Genomic DNA, 15815 nt, shown 5'->3' on the forward strand with positions numbered 1-15815 from the left:
GGAAACGACCGCATCATTTTTATCATATTCTATCATCGGAGTCAATTGTAAATGGTATTCGATAGCATGGAGACCGCCTCACGAGACGAACTCCGTGAGGTCCAAGACGAGCGACTCCAGGAGATGGTACAAACCGCGTACGAGAACGTCGACTATTATCGTGAGATGTTCGACGCGGAGGGCCTCACACCCGAGGACGTTCAGAGCGTCGAGGACCTCTCGAAGCTTCCGTTCACGACGAAAGAAGACTTCCGCGACTACTACCCGACAGGGATGTTCGCCGTGGACATGGAAGACGTCGTTCGCATCCACGCCTCCTCGGGCACGACTGGCAAGCCGAAAATCGTCGGCTACACGCAGGACGACTTGGACGTGTGGAGCAAGGCAGTCGCGCGCTGTCTCGTCGCCGCGGGCCTCGGCCCGGACGACATTGTACAGAACGCCTACGGGTACGGTCTCTTCACGGGAGGTCTCGGTCTCCACCAAGGCGTCGAAGAACTCGGCGCGACGGTCATCCCCATCGGCGGGGGCAACACGCAACGACAGGTCGAGATGCTCGCCGACCTCGGAAGCGACGCCATCTCGTGTACGCCGTCGTACGCGCTCTACCTCGCAGAAGTCGCCGAGGACATGGGCTACGACATCAAAGACCTCCCCCTGCGCGTCGTCATCTTCGGTGCCGAACCGTGCACCGAACCGATGCGCAACGAAATCGAAGAGCGTCTCGGCGTCACCGGCGTCGATATCTACGGCCTCTCCGAAATCGTCGGTCCCGGTGTCTCCATCGAGTGCCAAGAGCAAGACGGTCTCCACATCTGGGAGGACTACTTCTACCCCGAAGTGGTCGACCCGAACACCGGCGAACCCGTCGAGGAGGGCGAAGAGGGTGAACTCGTCCTCACGACGCTATCGAAGCAGGCACTGCCGGTGCTCCGCTACCGCACGGGCGACCTGACCCGACTGAACTACGACACCTGCGAGTGCGGTCGAACCGCAGTCCGCATGGACAACATCACGGGTCGGTCTGACGACCTCATCATCATCCGCGGGGTCAACTTCTACCCGAGCGAAGTCGAGTCGGTCGTCCTCGAGTTCGACGAAGTCGCGCCGCACTACCGCATTGACATCACGCGCGAGGACAACCTCGACAAACTCAAAGTGACCGTCGAAGTCGTCGACGACTTCGATGGGTCTATCACCGACCTCAAGGGTCGTATCACGAAGCGTCTCTCGAACGTGCTGTCGTTCACCCCGGACGAACTGAACCTCGTCGAGTACGGGAACATCGCCCGCACCGAAGTCGGCAAGGTCCAGCGCGTCTACGACCACAGAGGCCAGTAAGGGTCGCTCCCGACAGCAGCAAACTGGTACCTCGCCCCATCTTCTTCGCGCGTCACCGTCAGAATGAGCGGTCGGTCTGCGCCATCAGCGACCGGGTTTGTAGACTCGGCCACGGAACGTGGCGATACGGTCGCCCGCGTCGTCCGAGACGACGACTTCGTACTCGGCGGTTCGTCCACCGAGGTGCGTCTCTTCGGCGACGGCCGTGATGGTGTCGCCCACCTCTGCCGCAGCGAGATACGAGATATTCGTCTCCAGTGCGAACGCCGCGTCACCGTGACTGTTCGACGCCGCCGCGAACGCCGCGTCTGCGAGCGTGTAGATACACCCACCGTGTGGCGTCCCGTGGAAGTTCAGGTGGTCTTCGTCGATGGTCATCGTCGTCTCGGCTGACCCCTCACCGACGTCGGCGAGTTCGATTCCGACGCGACCACAGAACGGGTCGTTCGAGGCACGGTCACGTATCTCTGCGTGCTCGTCTGTTGCTGGCATGTGCTCACACTCACCGTCCCAGTTCAAGTAGGCTTCGACTGTCAGGATTGATAAGTATGTAAAATACTTTATTCAGTGAGGGTGACGGAGGGGTATGGCATACAGCTACGAACCTCACTACTTCGAGGACTTCGTCGAGGGCAAAGAGTTCGAAAGCGTCGGCCGGACCGTCACCGAGGCGGACTTCATGATGCACTCGGCGCTGTCGGGCGACTGGACGGAACTCCACACCAACAGCGAGTACGCCGAAGACACGCAGTTCGGCCAGCGCATCGCCCACGGTCCGATGACGTTCGTCCAGTCGACTGGGTTCGTCTACCGGTCGGGTATCGTCGAGCGCACGGCTATCGCGTTCCTCGGGATGAACTACATGGACCTCCCGAACCCTGTCTTCATCGGCGACACCCTCTCGCAGACGATGGTCGTCTCCGAACAGAAGGATCTCAGCAGTCGAGACGACGCTGGACTCGTCACCATCGAGGTGCACATGACGAAACAGGATGGCACCACCGTTCTCGAAGGTGACATGAAGTTCCTCATCAAGACGAAGGCCGGCGAAGAGTAAGCAGTTCACCGATTTTTCAGCGGGTCACCCCGGACGAAGAGTGCGTGCGCGTCACCCTTGTCGGCGTAGTCGTCGTGGTACTCCATCAGTTGGAACAGTACGCCCGTCGGGTTTCGTGGCGAGACGAACGCCTCAGTCCAGCCATCTTCCTCCGAGTAGCCAACGATACGTTCGCCCGCCGATTCGAGGGCGTCGACGGCGGCGTCGATGTCGACGACTTCGAGCGTGACGTGGTGGAGTCCGGGGCCGTGTTCGTCGAGGTACGCCGTGAGGAACGACTCACCGTCGACAGGCGCGATGAGTTCGAGACGTGATGCGTCGCCGAGGACGTACGTCGCCCACTCGAACGTCCCGTCTGCCACCGTCTCTCGGTGAACGCACTCACACCCGAGGGCGAGTAACGTCGCTTCCGCGTCGTCGACGCGTTCGACTGCGATTCCGACGTGGTCCACGCGCGCGGGCGGCATGCGCGTACCGTCGCTAGTCTGGGTCATGCCACACCTTCGCCGTTCCGAACTATTAATAGTCGAGGTAGATACTCACTGCCATGGAAATCGGGACCGGCCTGTTCACGTGTCAGCGACGGCCAGACGACGACCGACCGATGTCGGACCTCTACGACGAGATAATGACGCTCGGACGCGCAATCGACGAGGCGGGCCTCGCCAGCGCGTGGGTGTCCGAACATCACTTCATGGAAGACGGGTACCTCTCGGGGACGATGCCAGCACTCGGCGCACTCGCCGCAGTGACGGAGAACATCGAACTCGGGACGTGTATCGCACTCGCACCGCTGTACGACCCCATTCGACTCGCCGAAGACACCGCGACTGTCGACTTGCTCTCCGGCGGGCGGATGACGCTCGGACTCGCCATCGGGTCGAACCCGCGCGAGTTCGACGCGTTCGACGTTCCCCGTGACGAACGTGTCGACCGTCTCGCCGACACCGTCGACATCCTCCGCGGAGCGTGGTCAGATGGCCCGGTCGAACACGACTCTCCGTTCCACGACGGCGTGACCGGTGTCGATATCACGCCAAAACCCTCTCGCGACGTTCCACTCATGCTCGGCGGCGCAGCGAAACCCGCAGTTCGCCGTGCGGCGAGAACTGCCGACGCGTGGTGTGCACCATCGTCGCTCTCGATTGGCGGTCTGAAGAAGCGTGTCGACGATATACGAAACGTGCGCGAGGAAGAGGGCCTCGACGACGACTTCACCATCTACGTGCTCCAACACGGGTTCGTCGGCGACTCGAAGGAAGACGCGTGGGACGCGATGAAAGACGGCTACCTGTACATCCAGCGTCGGTACGCAGAGATTTTCTCGGGTGAAACGGTCTCAGAACTCTCCGACGAACGCAGAGAGGAACTCAAAGAACAGGCCATATTCGGGACGCCAGAGGACGTCATCGAGGACCTCGAACGCTACCGCGACGCACTCGGTGACGATATCCACTTCATCTTCCGCACGTACCACCCCGGCGTCGGGACAGACGAGATGGCCGAGTGCATCGAACGCCTCGGCGACGAGGTAGTTCCACACTTCGCCTGACACGTTTCGACCCGTCCGCGCCCTTCTTGTTCGGACGCCAACGCAAACATTTAAACGTGAAGGTTATCATGGTACTTATGAACATACATCATGACGCGAGAGGATAATTCCTCGAACGGTGGCCGTGGCCCCCGTTCGTCCCGAAGGCGATTCGTACAGGCGGCTGGGTTGGCTGGTGTTGCTGGACTGACTGGTTCGGCAGGGTGTCTCGGCGGCGGCGGTGGCGGCGGCACGAACGCCATCACCTACGGCGTCATCAGCCCGATGACCGGTCCGTACGGTGGTCTGGCGGTTGGACAGCGAAACGGGGCGGAACTCGCTATCCGACACGTCAACGAGAACGACGACTTGGACGTCGAGATTACCGGCGTCTACGAAGATACCGAAGCTGACCCCTCGACTGGCCGCCGGAAGGCACAATCTGTCGTCGAACAGGACGGTGCGTCGTACATCATGGGTGCGATTTCGTCGAGTGTCGCACTTGCGCTCAACGAGTTCGCGGCGGACAACGAAGTCATCTACAACCCCGGCGGGGCGGCAGTCCCCATCACCGGGTCGAACTGTAACGAGTGGGTGTTCCGTGCAGAGACGAACACCGCGCAGATGGCAGAGGCAGTCTCCGACTTCACCGCAGAGAACCTCGGCACGAACGTCTGGTTCCACATTGCCGACTACGCGTACGGCGAATCAGTGATGTCGCGCGTGGAAAAGCGGATGAAAAACGGGCACGACATCAACGTCGTCGGTCGTAGTCGCTCGCAACTCGGGTCGACTAACTTCAACTCCTACATCAGCCAGATTGCCAACTCCGACGCGGATGTCGCCGTCCTCGGCATGACCGGTGGTGACCTCATCAACTTCGTCAAGCAGGCGGCGAGTCAGGGTCTCAAACAAGACGTCAACCTCATGTCGCCGACGATGACGTTCTCTGTCGTTCGCGGTGCACTCGGTGAAGCGGCGTACGGAACCTACGGTGGCGTCCGCTACCTCCCGTCGCTCGAAACTGGTGACAACCAGACGTTCGTCGAGGCGTACCGCAGTGAGTACGACGCCGACCCGGACAACTTCGCCCGCGCGGCGTACATGTCTATCCGGATGACTGCACGGGGTATCGCCGAAGCAGACTCGACCGACCCCGCGGAAGTCAAGGACGTGCTCCCCGGACTGGAGATGGACTCCATCCTCGGCCCGAACCAGTTCCGCGACTGCGACCACCAGGCGATGAACCCCGTGTGGCCCGGTGAACTGGTCGCTCCCGAGAGCGGAAGCGGTCCGGCAGCGGTCGAACTCGGTGAGATGATAGAGGGCGCAGATGCATTGCCTCCCTGCGCTGACCTTGGCTGCAACCTCTAAGCATGTCTGTCGCCAGCGCTGTCGCAGAGCAGGTCCTCAATGGACTCGTCGTCGGGATGGTCTACGTCCTCCTCGCCGCAGGACTGTCGATTATCTTCGGCGTCATGGACGTCATCAACTTCGCCCACGGTGAACTGTTCGCACTCGGTGCGTACTTCGCGTTCGCCATCGCCGGCCCACTCGGCGGTGCCGGCTTCTGGGTCGCCCTCGTGGTGGCACCGTTACTGGTCGGTGTCGTCGGTATGGGCATCGAGCGACTCACAGTGAAACGGCTCTACGGCCGCGACCCACTGTATCACATCTTGTTGACGTTCGGTCTCGTCCTCATCATCAACGACCTCATCACGTCTGTGTGGGGGAAATCCGCCCAACCATTCCCAATCCCGGCGGTGCTCGACCAGCCTGTCGCGCTGTTCGGGTTCAACTACTCGTTGTACAACTACGGCATCATCATCTTCGGGTCGGTTCTCGCCCTCGGGACGTGGCTCCTGCTGAACCGGACTCGGTTCGGGATGATAATCCGCGCAGGGTCGGAAGACCGAGAGATGGTCCGGAACCTCGGTATCAACATCGACCGGTACTACACCCTGACGTTCGGGCTGGGTGCGGCACTCGCCGGCGTGGCGGGTATCGTCCTCGGTGCATTCCAGAACGTCAGTCCGACGATGGGGTCGAGCGTGATTATCCCCGCGTTCGTCATCGTCGTCCTCGGCGGCCTCGGGTCGTTCCGTGGCGCAGTCGTCGGCGGGTTGTTCGTCGGCGTCGTCCAGACGCTCGCGCGAACCTACACGCCGTTCCTCGAAGGACTCATCGTCTTCCTGCTGATGATTGTCGTGCTCGTCGTCCGGCCCAAGGGTCTGTTCGGCACGAACATCGGTGCTGGTGAACACCACGACGGTGCACTGCTCCACGGAGCAGGAGGTGGGGTGTTGTCGTCGGCGACACGGGCGAAACTCGGGTACGCCGCAGTTGGCGTACTCGTCCTCGTACCGTTCTTCGCCGAGTTGACCGGGGTCACGTACTCGGTCACGCTCCTCGAAGACATCCTCATCTGGGCGCTGTTCGCGCTCAGTTTGGACCTCGTCCTCGGGTACGCGGGACTCGTCTCGCTCGGCCATACGCTGTTCTACGGCGTGGGTGCCTACGCCTCGGTGCTGACACTCATGCACTTCTCGCCGTCGGTGTTCGTCGCACTCGCCGTCGCCGTGGTGGTCTGTGCCGTCATCGCGTGGAGTGTCGGGTACCTCTCGATACGGGTGTCCGGCGTCTTCTTCGCCATGATTACGCTCGCGTTCGCGGAGTTGTTCTACAACGCCGTGTTCAAGTTCGACTTCACTGGAGGCTCTGACGGCCTCTTCGGTGTGGACGTGTTCTACGGCCTCGCTGGTCTCGGCATCGACCCGAGAGAGTTCGAGATTCCGCTCGGAATCATGACTATCGACGGAGGAATGGTGCAGTACTACTTCCTCCTCGCAGTCGTGGTCGGGTCGTACCTGCTGGCGCGCCGTCTCATTCGCGCACCGTTCGGGTCGGTCCTCCAAGCCATCCGCGAGAGCGAAGAGCGGGCGTCGTTCATCGGGTACGACGTGACGGCGTACAAGCGTCGCGCATTCGTCGTCTCCGGTGGTCTCGCCGGCCTCGCTGGCGGCCTCTTCGCCGCCAACAACGGCTACGTCGCCCCGTCGTTCCTCCACTGGATAAACTCCGGTGAGGTCATCGTGATGACCGTCCTCGGCGGAATGGGGACGCTCTACGGGCCGATGATTGGCGCGGGCGTCTTCGTCGCCGCAGAAGACATCCTCTCGTCGTACATCGAGCAGTGGCAACTCGTCATCGGCGTGCTGTTCGTGCTGTTCGTCATCTTCGTCCCGCGGGGCCTCGTGTCGCTCCCACAGACGATTACCGAACACCCGATGTTCGAGTCGGCGGTCCGCGACCACACGAGCGTGAAAGACGCGGAGGTGGAACGTCATGACTGATACGATTCTCGAGACTCAGAACCTCACGAAAGAGTTCGGTAAACTCGTCGCCGTCGACGACGTAAACCTCGACATCGAACGCGGTGAGTTCCGTAGTCTCATCGGCCCGAACGGTGCCGGGAAGACGACGACGTTCAACCTACTGACTGGGGCCCTCCGACCGACCCGCGGCACCGTGACGTTCAATGGAGAAGACGTGTCTGCGCTCCCGCCGCACCAACGGGTGCGTCGCGGACTCGGACGCTCGTTCCAGATTACGAACGTCTTCTCCGGATTGACCGTCCGCGAGAACGTCCGCCTCGCGGCACAGGCCGCACGACACGAGGTTTTCACGCCCGTCGAGGAGTTCCTCGACAACAAGGACTCCTTCGACGACGTGAACGAACACACCGACCGCGTGCTCGAACGGTCTGGACTGCTCGGCCGCGGCGACGAACCTGCCGACGTGATGGCCTACGGTGACAAACGACGGCTCGAAATCGCCATCGTGCTTGCCACGGACCCCGAAATGGTCCTTCTGGACGAACCGACGGCCGGCATGAGTGCCGAAGAGACGCGTGCGACGATGGACCTCATCGACGAGGTGCTGTCGGACCGGACGTTGCTCCTCATCGAGCACGACATCGACCTCGTGATGCGCGTCTCCGACCGCATCACTGTCCTCCATCGCGGAGAGGTTCTCTCCGAGGGGACGCCTGAGGAAGTCTCCGAAGACCCAGAGGTCCGAGAGGCGTACTTCGGAGGTGTCGAAGCATGAGCGACGACACCCTCCTGTCGGTTCGTGACCTGGTCTCGGGGTACGGTTCGACCCGCGTCCTTCAGGGCGTCAACCTCGACGTCGAACGGGGGTCGGTCGTCACGCTCATCGGACGCAACGGCGTCGGGAAGACGACGACGCTCCGGAGCATCCTCGGGAGTGTCACACCAACCAGCGGGACGGTCACCTTCGAGGGCAAAGACATCACCACGTTGTCTCCCGAAAAGACTGCTCGTGAGGGAATCGCACTCGTTCCGGAAGAGCGACGGGTGTTTCCCGGCCTCTCGGTCCGCGAGAACGTCGAGATAGGGCGCATCGGTGGCCGGCAAGACATCGACAAACCGACCGTGGACGAGGTCATCGACGAGTTCGAGAACCTCGTTCGCCACCGTAACAGCAAGGGTGCGAACCTCTCCGGCGGCGAACAGCAGATGCTCGCCGTCGCACGCGCTCTGGTCTCTGCACCAGACCTGCTGATGTTGGACGAACCGACGGAAGGTCTGGCACCGTCCATCGTCAAACAGGTCCAGCGCAAAATCAAGCAGTTGAACGACGAGGGCGTGACCATCCTCCTCGTCGAACAGAACGTCCAGGTCGCACTCGACGCTGCGGACTACGTCTACATCCTCGACAAGGGGCAGGTCGTCCACGAGGGCCCCGCCGACGAGGTAGCGGCGGACGACGAGATACTCGACCGATACCTCGGCGTCTCTGCGGCCGAGTAACCACATCGTGGATAATTATTTGTGAACGTATGGGAGACAACAGAACGATGGGTGAGAGTGACAGAGAAGACGTGACGCGACTACCGAGGCCGGAGTTGCGAGACGTACAGGACGAACGAGTCCGGGCAGTCGTCGAACACGCGTACGAGAACGTCGAGTTCTATCGACGCAAACTCGACGACGCGGGGGTACATCCGAGCGACGTTCAGAGCGTCGATGACCTCTCGAAGCTTCCGTTCACGACGAAAGAGGACTTCCGCGACGAATATCCCACGGGGTTGTTCGCCGTGGACATGGAAGACGTCGTGCGAATTCACGCCTCTTCGGGCACGACTGGGAAGCCGAAAATCGTCGGCTACACGCAGGACGACTTGGACGTGTGGCGCGAAGTGATGTCACGCGGGTTCCGCGGCGTGGGGCTAACGAGCGACGATTCGCTTCAGAACGCGTACAGTTACGGTCTCTTCACGGGCGGGTTTGGGTTCCACGACGGCGCGACGTCGATGGGGATGACCGTGATTCCGACTGGGGGTGGAAACACCCAGCGACAGGTCGAGATGCTCGTAGACCTCGACGTCGATTCGATTTGTCTCACGCCATCGTACGCCCTCTACCTCGCGGAAGTCGCCGAAGACATGGGGTACGACCCGGCCGACTTATCGCTCTCGACGATTCTCTACGGCGCAGAACCGTGTACCGAACCCATGCGACGGGAAATCGAGGCGAGATTCGACGCGACAGCAGTCGAGAACTACGGTCTCTCGGAGATAATCGGGCCGGGTGTCGCCATCGAGTGTCTGGAACAAGCAGGGATGCACATCTGGGAAGACCACTTCTACCCGGAGGTCATCAATCCCGAAACCGGAGAACCGGTGGCAGACGGCGAGGAGGGCGAACTCGTGTTCACGACACTCACGAAACAAGCCCTCCCGGTGCTCCGCTACCGCACGGGCGACCTGACGACCCTCGACTACGAGACGTGTGACTGCGGGCGCACCGCAGTCCGAATGGACTCGGTCACGGGCAGAGCAGACGACCTACTCATCGTCCGCGGCGTGAACCTCTATCCGAGCGAAGTCGAATCGGTCGTCCTCGAATTCGACGAGGTTGCACCACACTACCGCATCGACCTCCGGCGAGCGAACAACCTCGACCGTCTCGACTTGACGGTCGAACTCACGGACGGGTTCGACGGGTCGCGCGACGAACTCGAACGGCGCATCCGAAAGCGTCTCTCGAACGTCCTGTCGTTCAGTCCTGACCAGGTGACGCTCGTCGAACCGGGCGGTATCGAGCGGACGAAAGTCGGGAAAGTTCAGCGAGTCTACGACCACAGATGACGAATCTACGCAGCGCCGTCGAAACCAACTTAACACACACCAGAGATACTGAACCATGGACATAGAGGAGTTCTTCGAGAGTATGCCGTTCGCCCGGTTACTCGGCGTCGAGATTACCGACGTCGAAGACGGACACGCAGAGGGCTACATCGAGATGCGCGAGGACCTGTCGTGGAACGCAGACCGGGTAATGGCCCACGGCGGCGTCACGTTTACACTCGCAGACACCGTCGGCGGGGCGGCACTCGTCAGCCGAGTCGACCAGCCAGTTCCGACGATAGACATGCGCATCGACTACCTGAGCGCAGGGACCGGTGACCTCCGGGCAGAGGCAGACGTAGTCCGTCTCGGCGGTGACGTGGGCACTGTCGACGTAGACGTGTACGCGACGACAGACGACACCCTCATCGCGACCGCCAGAGGCGTGTACAAGACTGGGTGAACACCGTTCCCCGACGCTCGCAACCCGAGTGTACTATCTGAGACGGTCCCCTCCATCGACTACCGTAATCAACAATGATTAATATTCGGGGGAGAAACCGTATTTTGTAATGGAATACAGTGGCCCAACGAGTCTCTACATCGACGGAGACTGGGTAGATGCTGAATCTGGCGAGACCATCGAGACGTTCGACCCTGCGACTGAAGCGCGCTACGCAGAAGTCGCCTGTGCCGAGGAGACGGACGTAGACGCCGCTGTCGAAGCAGCGAAGTCTGCAGCAGCACGCGGTAGCGAGTGGCGAACGATGGACCCATCCACGCGTGGCGAGAGACTCCGGGCGATGGCCGACGCCATCGAGGCACGGAAAGACGAGATTTCGCTCGTCGAATCCCACGATAACGGGAAGACGCCGTTCGAAGCGGGGATGGAAGTCCAGATGGTCGTCGACACGTTCCGTTACTACGCTGGCTGGACCGACAAAGTGACCGGTGAGTATAACGCCGTCCCCGGCGACCGCGTAAACTTCACGACGCGCGAACCACTCGGCGTCACCGGCCACATCGTCCCGTGGAACTACCCCTTCCAACTCGCTGGCCGGAGCATCGCACCGGCACTCGCCTGCGGGAACACCGCTGTCGTGAAGCCCTCCAGTCAGACCCCCCTTTCGGCCCTCTACTACGGTATCGCAGCAGAAGAAGCAGGCCTCCCCGAGGGCGTCGTCAACGTCGTCCCCGGAAGTGGCTCGACGGCAGGGTCGGCCCTCGCCTCCCACTCGGATGTCGAACACGTCACGTTCACCGGTAGCACCGAAATCGGGAAGCGTGTCATGGCTGACGCCGCAGAGAACGTCACCGGTGTCACGCTCGAACTCGGCGGGAAAGGTCCGCACGTCGTCTTCCCCGACGCCGACCTCGACGCCGCCGCGAAAGGTGTCCACTACGGTATCTTCATGAACGCCGGCCAGATGTGCTGGGCCGGGTCCCGTCTCCTCGTCCACGAGGACGTCGCCGACGAACTCGTCGAGAAGATTGTCCAGCGGGCCGAGGCGACGCCCCTCGGGTCCGGCATCGACGACGACGGCCGGATGGGTCCCGTCGTGAGCGAAAACCACATGGAAGACGTACTCGAATACATCACCATCGGTGTCGAAGAGGGCGCAACCGTCGCCTGCGGTGGCGGCGTCGACGAAGACAAAGAGTCTGGCTACTTCGTCGAACCGACGGTCCTGACTGACGTGACGAACGACATGACCGTCGCCCGTGAGGAGATTTTTGGTCCCGTCCTCTCCGTCATCGAGTTCAGCGACCAAGACGAAGCAATCGAACTCGCCAACGACTCGCCGTACGGCTTGCTCGCTGGCATCTGGACGCAGGGTCTCTCTCGTGCCCACCAGGTCGCCGACGCCCTCGACTACGGCATGGTTAGCGTCAACGAGTATCCGGTCACGTTCCCGCAGACGCCCTTCGGCGGTACGAAACAGAGTGGTCACGGCCGCGAGCAGGGCGAAGAAGCAGTCCGCGAGTTCACGCAGGCGAAGAACATCAACCTCAACATCTGAACGAACCCGCCGCCGTCGACGAGTGACGACTGCGTGAGTTCCCGTTCCGAACGCGCACGCAGCCATCTCGGCGACTGCTGATTTTCCACGTATCGCCGCACACGTCGTGCGGCGCTCTGCCCCCATAGTCGTGGACGAGTAGTGCTACCGCTCGGAGTACTCGGGTACGTTCGAAAGGGTAGCACGGGTGAGGTGGTGTTTCGAGTCGTTCAGCCGAACTTCTCGAACGGTTCTTGACAGTCGTTGCAGAAGTGCATCGACCGGCAGAGCGACGGGCCTTTCGGGTGCTCTCGTTCGGTGTTCGTCCCGTTACAGTACGGGCACTGGGCACCCTTCGTCTCGCCCGTCGTCGTCACACTCGGGTCGAATGAGCGTCGCATGGTCACACACTCAGGCCGAATTCACGGAGGTCTTTCCGTCCCTGTTCGGTCACCATCGCGGTGGTCCACGCGGGACTCCACACGAGATTGAGCATCACGTCTTCGACACCGTCGACAGCGCTGACGGCATCCCGGATGTCGTCTTCGAGCATGCTTCGTGCGGGGCACCCGGTGTACGTCAGGGTCATGTCGATTCGTGCTTCGCCCGTCTCCGTTTCGACCCCGACGGCGTAGATGAGACCCAAGTCGACGATGCTGATGGGCATCTCGGGGTCTTCGACCGAGTAGAGCGCGTCCCAGACGTCTCGTTCGATACCGACTGCACCGTCGCCGGTGGCCGGGAGTTCGTCGTGGGCCGTTCCCTCCGCGTAGTCCGTGTGTGCACAGAGGTTCGCGTCGGTCTGGTCGGGGTCGAATTCACTACTCATCGTCTGGGTCCTTCATAATCTTCATCGCCGAGTGGCGACCGAGTTCACGGTAACTCTTCGTGAACTCGTCGAAGAGGTCGAACCAGGCGTCGGTGTGCGACTGGTCGCGACCGGTTTCGTCGGGGAGGTCGAAGTCCGCGTGGTGGACGTCGTACTGTTCGGGCAGTTGTGCCTCCTCGACGTGCAGTCCAACGGATTCGAACGCGGAAACGACTTCGTCGAGCCACGCCTCGCGCATGGAGAGGAGGTTCTCCGTGCGGAGGCCGAGTTCGTCGATACGTTCTTCCATCTCGTCGTCGGTCGGCGAGAAGAGCGTCAGCGCGTACGGGAGGAGGCGGTCGACTGCGTCCTGCATCCGTGTTCGGGTGTCGTCGTCCTCACAGAGGCGTTCGAGCCAACTCCGAGCGTGTTCGCGGTGGTAGCGCTCTTCGGAGAGCACCTTCTCCACGCGGTCACGCAGACGCGGGTACGACGAGTCTTCGAGTGCCTTGAGACGGACGAACTCGGCTTCGTCGTAGAGGTACGACCGGACGACTAAGTCGGCCCAGTCACCCTCGTCGAAGGGGAGTTCACAGAGCGTACTGTGTCGCCAATCGCCGGCGTCGCGTTCCCAGATGAGGTCCGGTTCTTCGTAGCCGAAGTCTTCGAGCAGGTCGTACCAGAGGCGCGCGTGGCCCAGTTCGTCCTGTGCGATGTTCGCGACGGCGATGTCGGACTCGATGGTCGGTGCGCGAACTTGCCACTCAGTGTAGCGTTCGGCGATGACGAACTCGTCGTCTGCCAGAGTGAACAGGAGCGTCTCAACTGCTTCGCGCTGTTCGTCCGAGAGGTCCTGTGGACCCGGAAGTTGTTGTGCTGCTGCCATTAGTCGTCACCGTCCACGACGGCCCGTCGCTGTTGTTCTGCCTCTGCCTGTTCGTCTTCGGACGCCGCGACTTCCTCTGCCGCCGCCTCGAAGTTGTACGTCATCGCCCAGCGGTACGACTTGTCCGTCGTGCCACCGAAGGCGACGTCTTCGGTGTCGACTTCACCGATTTCGTCTTTCGGGACGACCCACAGACTGTTGGTGGGCATCCGTCGTGCGTGTTGTACTTCTGCGAACAGCAACGCCATCTCCCGGTCGGGAGCGTGGACGTTGCCGCAGTGCGTGTGGTAGTCGCCGGCCTTCTTCTGTCGGAATACTTCCCAAATCATCGAATCACTCCGTTTAGTCCGCCGCCTGCGGGCTTTCGCCGCCACCGTACAGGCGCTGTTCGTGGCTGTCCATCGATTCACGGACCCAGGCGACTGCTTCCTGAGCCTTCTTGCGGCCGTCGATTTGGCCGAGTCCGGGTTCGTACTCGTTCTTCGCAATCTGGAAGAACTCGTCCCAGTTCAGTTCGTCTTCGGCGACGTTGTAGGTGCCATCGTCGTTCTTCTCGATGGTCGGCGTGTCCGGGATTTCGAGTCCGTACTTCTCGGCTTTCGGGATGTAGGTGTTGAGGAACGCACGGCGCAGTTCGTCGTTGGACTTCTGCTTGAGGCCGACTTCACTGGCGAATCCGTGGTGCGTCGACTGCTTGTCGGTCGGACCGAAGAACTGGATGATGCGCGGCCACCACTTCTCGAAGGCTTCCTGCGCCATCTCCTGTTCCTTCTTCGACCCGGTCATCAGTTCGTGGAGCATCGCTTCGCCGTGTTTGACGTGGAAGCCCTCTTCGAAACAGACTTTGTCCATCGCGTGGGCGTAGGGTTCCCACGAGGTGCTCTTGAGCGTCGCCTGCCGGCGCATCGCGGCACCGTCGACGAAGAACGCAATCATCGGCGTCTCGACCCACGACTCCATCGGGTAGTGGAAGCAGTTGAGGAACTTGCCCTGCCCGTTGGCGAGTTCGTCGAGCATCTCGTCACGGGTCTTGATGCCGAGACTCTCCGCGGCACGGTAGAGCAGTTGGCCGTGTCCGAGTTCGTCCTGCACCTTCGCCGAGAACGCCAGTTTTCGTTCGAGACTCGGTGCCTGACGGATGAAGGGTCGTTCGAGGTACGCCCCCATTATCTCACTGTTCGCGTGGAACTGTATCATCCGGGTCGCGGCCTTGCGGTACTCCTCCGGCATCTCGTCCTTCGGAGAGAACTCGCGCGGTCCCGCCCGTTCTTTGACAGTTTCGAGGTCCATCGGTATACACAGAACTATCACGGATAACCACTTACGAATTGGCCCGTCTATAGACTGTCTTTTTATACACCGGGTGTGTAGAGGAGACAGAGTTGATACACGTATGATAGATGAGTGTCTCGTCGCAGAGTTTCGCATCGACGGGGACGACTGCCCCCTCGCCAGAGCGACGACGAACGTCTCAGTGACCATCGATGCGAGTGCACCGCAACTTCGGGCCGATGGAAACGTCTTGCTTCACTTCACCGCACCGCCGGACGACAGATTAGCGGACGTCCTCGACGAGGACGATACCATCAGATATCTCCACGTTACCCGCACGGACGATGCGTACACCTACCGGTGTCTCTCGAAACACCCGTGCGTCGTCCACGAACTCGTCGACGTCGGATTCCTCGTTGAGTCGATGCAGTACAACGACGGTGGAGCGACGATGCGCGGTGCAGTCGTCGGGAACGAAGTCCTCAGAGGCGTGATGGAGAAAGCGGGTCAAACGGTCGGTATCCAACTCCAGCGCGTCTACCCGCTTCGAACCGACGAAGAATCGGCCATCGGCCGCGCGTGGGAACTCACGTCAGCCCAAGAAGAGAGTCTGGAAGTCGCATACGAGATGGGGTACTTCGACCTCCCGCGAACAATTACGGCGGACGATGTGGCCGCCGAACTCGGCATTAGCAAGTCGGCGTTCCTCGAACGGTTACGGCGCGCCCAACACTCGGTGTACGGTGTGCTGTTCGGGTAGCAGCGA

General features: G+C 61.3%; 18 protein-coding genes. 11 read left to right on the forward strand and 7 right to left on the reverse strand.

Annotated features, from left to right (window positions below):
• Window positions 1-51 precede the first annotated feature (51 nt).
• Window positions 52-1341: a phenylacetate--CoA ligase PaaK gene (paaK, locus tag GJR96_RS16945; RefSeq protein ID WP_151164710.1), complete on the forward strand. Its 1290-nt coding sequence runs from the start codon at window positions 52-54 to the stop codon at window positions 1339-1341.
• Between the two features lie 84 nt (window positions 1342-1425).
• On the opposite strand, the gene paaI is transcribed toward paaK (GJR96_RS16945), so the two are convergent.
• Complete coding sequence (gene paaI / locus GJR96_RS16950) at window positions 1426-1833, reverse strand: hydroxyphenylacetyl-CoA thioesterase PaaI (protein ID WP_151164711.1); 408 nt, start codon at window positions 1831-1833, stop codon at window positions 1426-1428.
• 94 nt (window positions 1834-1927) lie between these two features.
• Here paaI and GJR96_RS16955 point away from each other — a divergent pair, with 94 nt between their 5' ends.
• Window positions 1928-2398 (forward strand): MaoC/PaaZ C-terminal domain-containing protein, encoded by a 471-nt coding sequence (locus GJR96_RS16955; RefSeq protein ID WP_151164712.1) that lies wholly within the window; start codon window positions 1928-1930, stop codon window positions 2396-2398.
• Between the two features lie 5 nt (window positions 2399-2403).
• Here the strand turns inward: GJR96_RS16955 and GJR96_RS16960 are convergent, their stop codons facing one another.
• Window positions 2404-2892 (reverse strand): VOC family protein, encoded by a 489-nt coding sequence (locus tag GJR96_RS16960; protein WP_151164713.1) that lies wholly within the window; start codon window positions 2890-2892, stop codon window positions 2404-2406.
• A gap of 53 nt (window positions 2893-2945) precedes the next feature.
• On the opposite strand from GJR96_RS16960, the gene GJR96_RS16965 reads away from it, so the two are divergent.
• The 8 genes from GJR96_RS16965 to GJR96_RS17000 all read left to right on the forward strand — a co-directional run bounded on the left by GJR96_RS16965 (window position 2946) and on the right by GJR96_RS17000 (window position 12104).
• Window positions 2946-3950, forward strand: a complete 1005-nt coding sequence (locus GJR96_RS16965) for an LLM class flavin-dependent oxidoreductase (protein ID WP_151164714.1) — start codon at window positions 2946-2948, stop codon at window positions 3948-3950.
• Between the two features lie 168 nt (window positions 3951-4118).
• On the forward strand, window positions 4119-5303 hold the full coding sequence (locus tag GJR96_RS16970; RefSeq protein WP_151164897.1) for an ABC transporter substrate-binding protein: 1185 nt from the start codon (window positions 4119-4121) through the stop codon (window positions 5301-5303).
• A 2-nt stretch (window positions 5304-5305) separates the two neighbouring features.
• On the forward strand, window positions 5306-7282 hold the full coding sequence (locus GJR96_RS16975) for an ABC transporter permease (RefSeq protein ID WP_151164715.1): 1977 nt from the start codon (window positions 5306-5308) through the stop codon (window positions 7280-7282).
• Window positions 7275-8039, forward strand: coding sequence for an ABC transporter ATP-binding protein (locus GJR96_RS16980; RefSeq protein ID WP_151164716.1), 765 nt, complete (start codon window positions 7275-7277; stop codon window positions 8037-8039). Before GJR96_RS16975 ends, GJR96_RS16980 begins: the two co-directional genes overlap by 8 nt.
• Window positions 8036-8764, forward strand: coding sequence for an ABC transporter ATP-binding protein (locus GJR96_RS16985; protein WP_151164717.1), 729 nt, complete (start codon window positions 8036-8038; stop codon window positions 8762-8764). The genes GJR96_RS16980 and GJR96_RS16985 overlap by 4 nt, the downstream gene beginning before the upstream one ends.
• A gap of 29 nt (window positions 8765-8793) precedes the next feature.
• Window positions 8794-10104 (forward strand): phenylacetate--CoA ligase PaaK, encoded by a 1311-nt coding sequence (paaK, locus tag GJR96_RS16990; RefSeq protein ID WP_394349507.1) that lies wholly within the window; start codon window positions 8794-8796, stop codon window positions 10102-10104.
• Window positions 10105-10159: 55 nt separating this feature from the next.
• Window positions 10160-10546, forward strand: coding sequence for a PaaI family thioesterase (locus tag GJR96_RS16995; protein WP_151164718.1), 387 nt, complete (start codon window positions 10160-10162; stop codon window positions 10544-10546).
• Window positions 10547-10655: 109 nt separating this feature from the next.
• Window positions 10656-12104, forward strand: coding sequence for an aldehyde dehydrogenase family protein (locus tag GJR96_RS17000; protein ID WP_151164719.1), 1449 nt, complete (start codon window positions 10656-10658; stop codon window positions 12102-12104).
• Between the two features lie 209 nt (window positions 12105-12313).
• Here the strand turns inward: GJR96_RS17000 and paaE are convergent, their stop codons facing one another.
• From paaE to paaA, 5 genes are read right to left on the reverse strand one after another with little or no spacing between them, the layout of a single operon-like run.
• The gene (gene paaE / locus GJR96_RS18225; RefSeq protein WP_191965920.1) at window positions 12314-12484 is read right to left on the reverse strand and encodes a 1,2-phenylacetyl-CoA epoxidase subunit PaaE; all 171 of its coding nucleotides are present in this window, start codon (window positions 12482-12484) and stop codon (window positions 12314-12316) included.
• Window positions 12485-12486: 2 nt separating this feature from the next.
• Window positions 12487-12912 (reverse strand): 1,2-phenylacetyl-CoA epoxidase subunit PaaD, encoded by a 426-nt coding sequence (gene paaD / locus GJR96_RS17005; RefSeq protein WP_151164720.1) that lies wholly within the window; start codon window positions 12910-12912, stop codon window positions 12487-12489.
• On the reverse strand, window positions 12905-13777 hold the full coding sequence (gene paaC / locus GJR96_RS17010; RefSeq protein WP_151164721.1) for a 1,2-phenylacetyl-CoA epoxidase subunit PaaC: 873 nt from the start codon (window positions 13775-13777) through the stop codon (window positions 12905-12907). The genes paaD and paaC overlap by 8 nt, the downstream gene beginning before the upstream one ends.
• Window positions 13777-14106 (reverse strand): 1,2-phenylacetyl-CoA epoxidase subunit PaaB, encoded by a 330-nt coding sequence (gene paaB / locus GJR96_RS17015; protein WP_151164722.1) that lies wholly within the window; start codon window positions 14104-14106, stop codon window positions 13777-13779. Before paaB ends, paaC begins: the two co-directional genes overlap by 1 nt.
• 13 nt (window positions 14107-14119) lie before the next feature.
• Window positions 14120-15067, reverse strand: a complete 948-nt coding sequence (gene paaA, locus GJR96_RS17020) for a 1,2-phenylacetyl-CoA epoxidase subunit PaaA (RefSeq protein WP_058572381.1) — start codon at window positions 15065-15067, stop codon at window positions 14120-14122.
• Window positions 15068-15170: 103 nt separating this feature from the next.
• On the opposite strand from paaA, the gene GJR96_RS17025 reads away from it, so the two are divergent.
• Window positions 15171-15809: a helix-turn-helix domain-containing protein gene (locus GJR96_RS17025; protein WP_151164723.1), complete on the forward strand. Its 639-nt coding sequence runs from the start codon at window positions 15171-15173 to the stop codon at window positions 15807-15809.
• Window positions 15810-15815: the final 6 nt, after the last annotated feature.

It is taken from the genome of Haloferax litoreum (assembly GCF_009674605.1).
Lineage (GTDB): Archaea > Halobacteriota > Halobacteria > Halobacteriales > Haloferacaceae > Haloferax > Haloferax litoreum.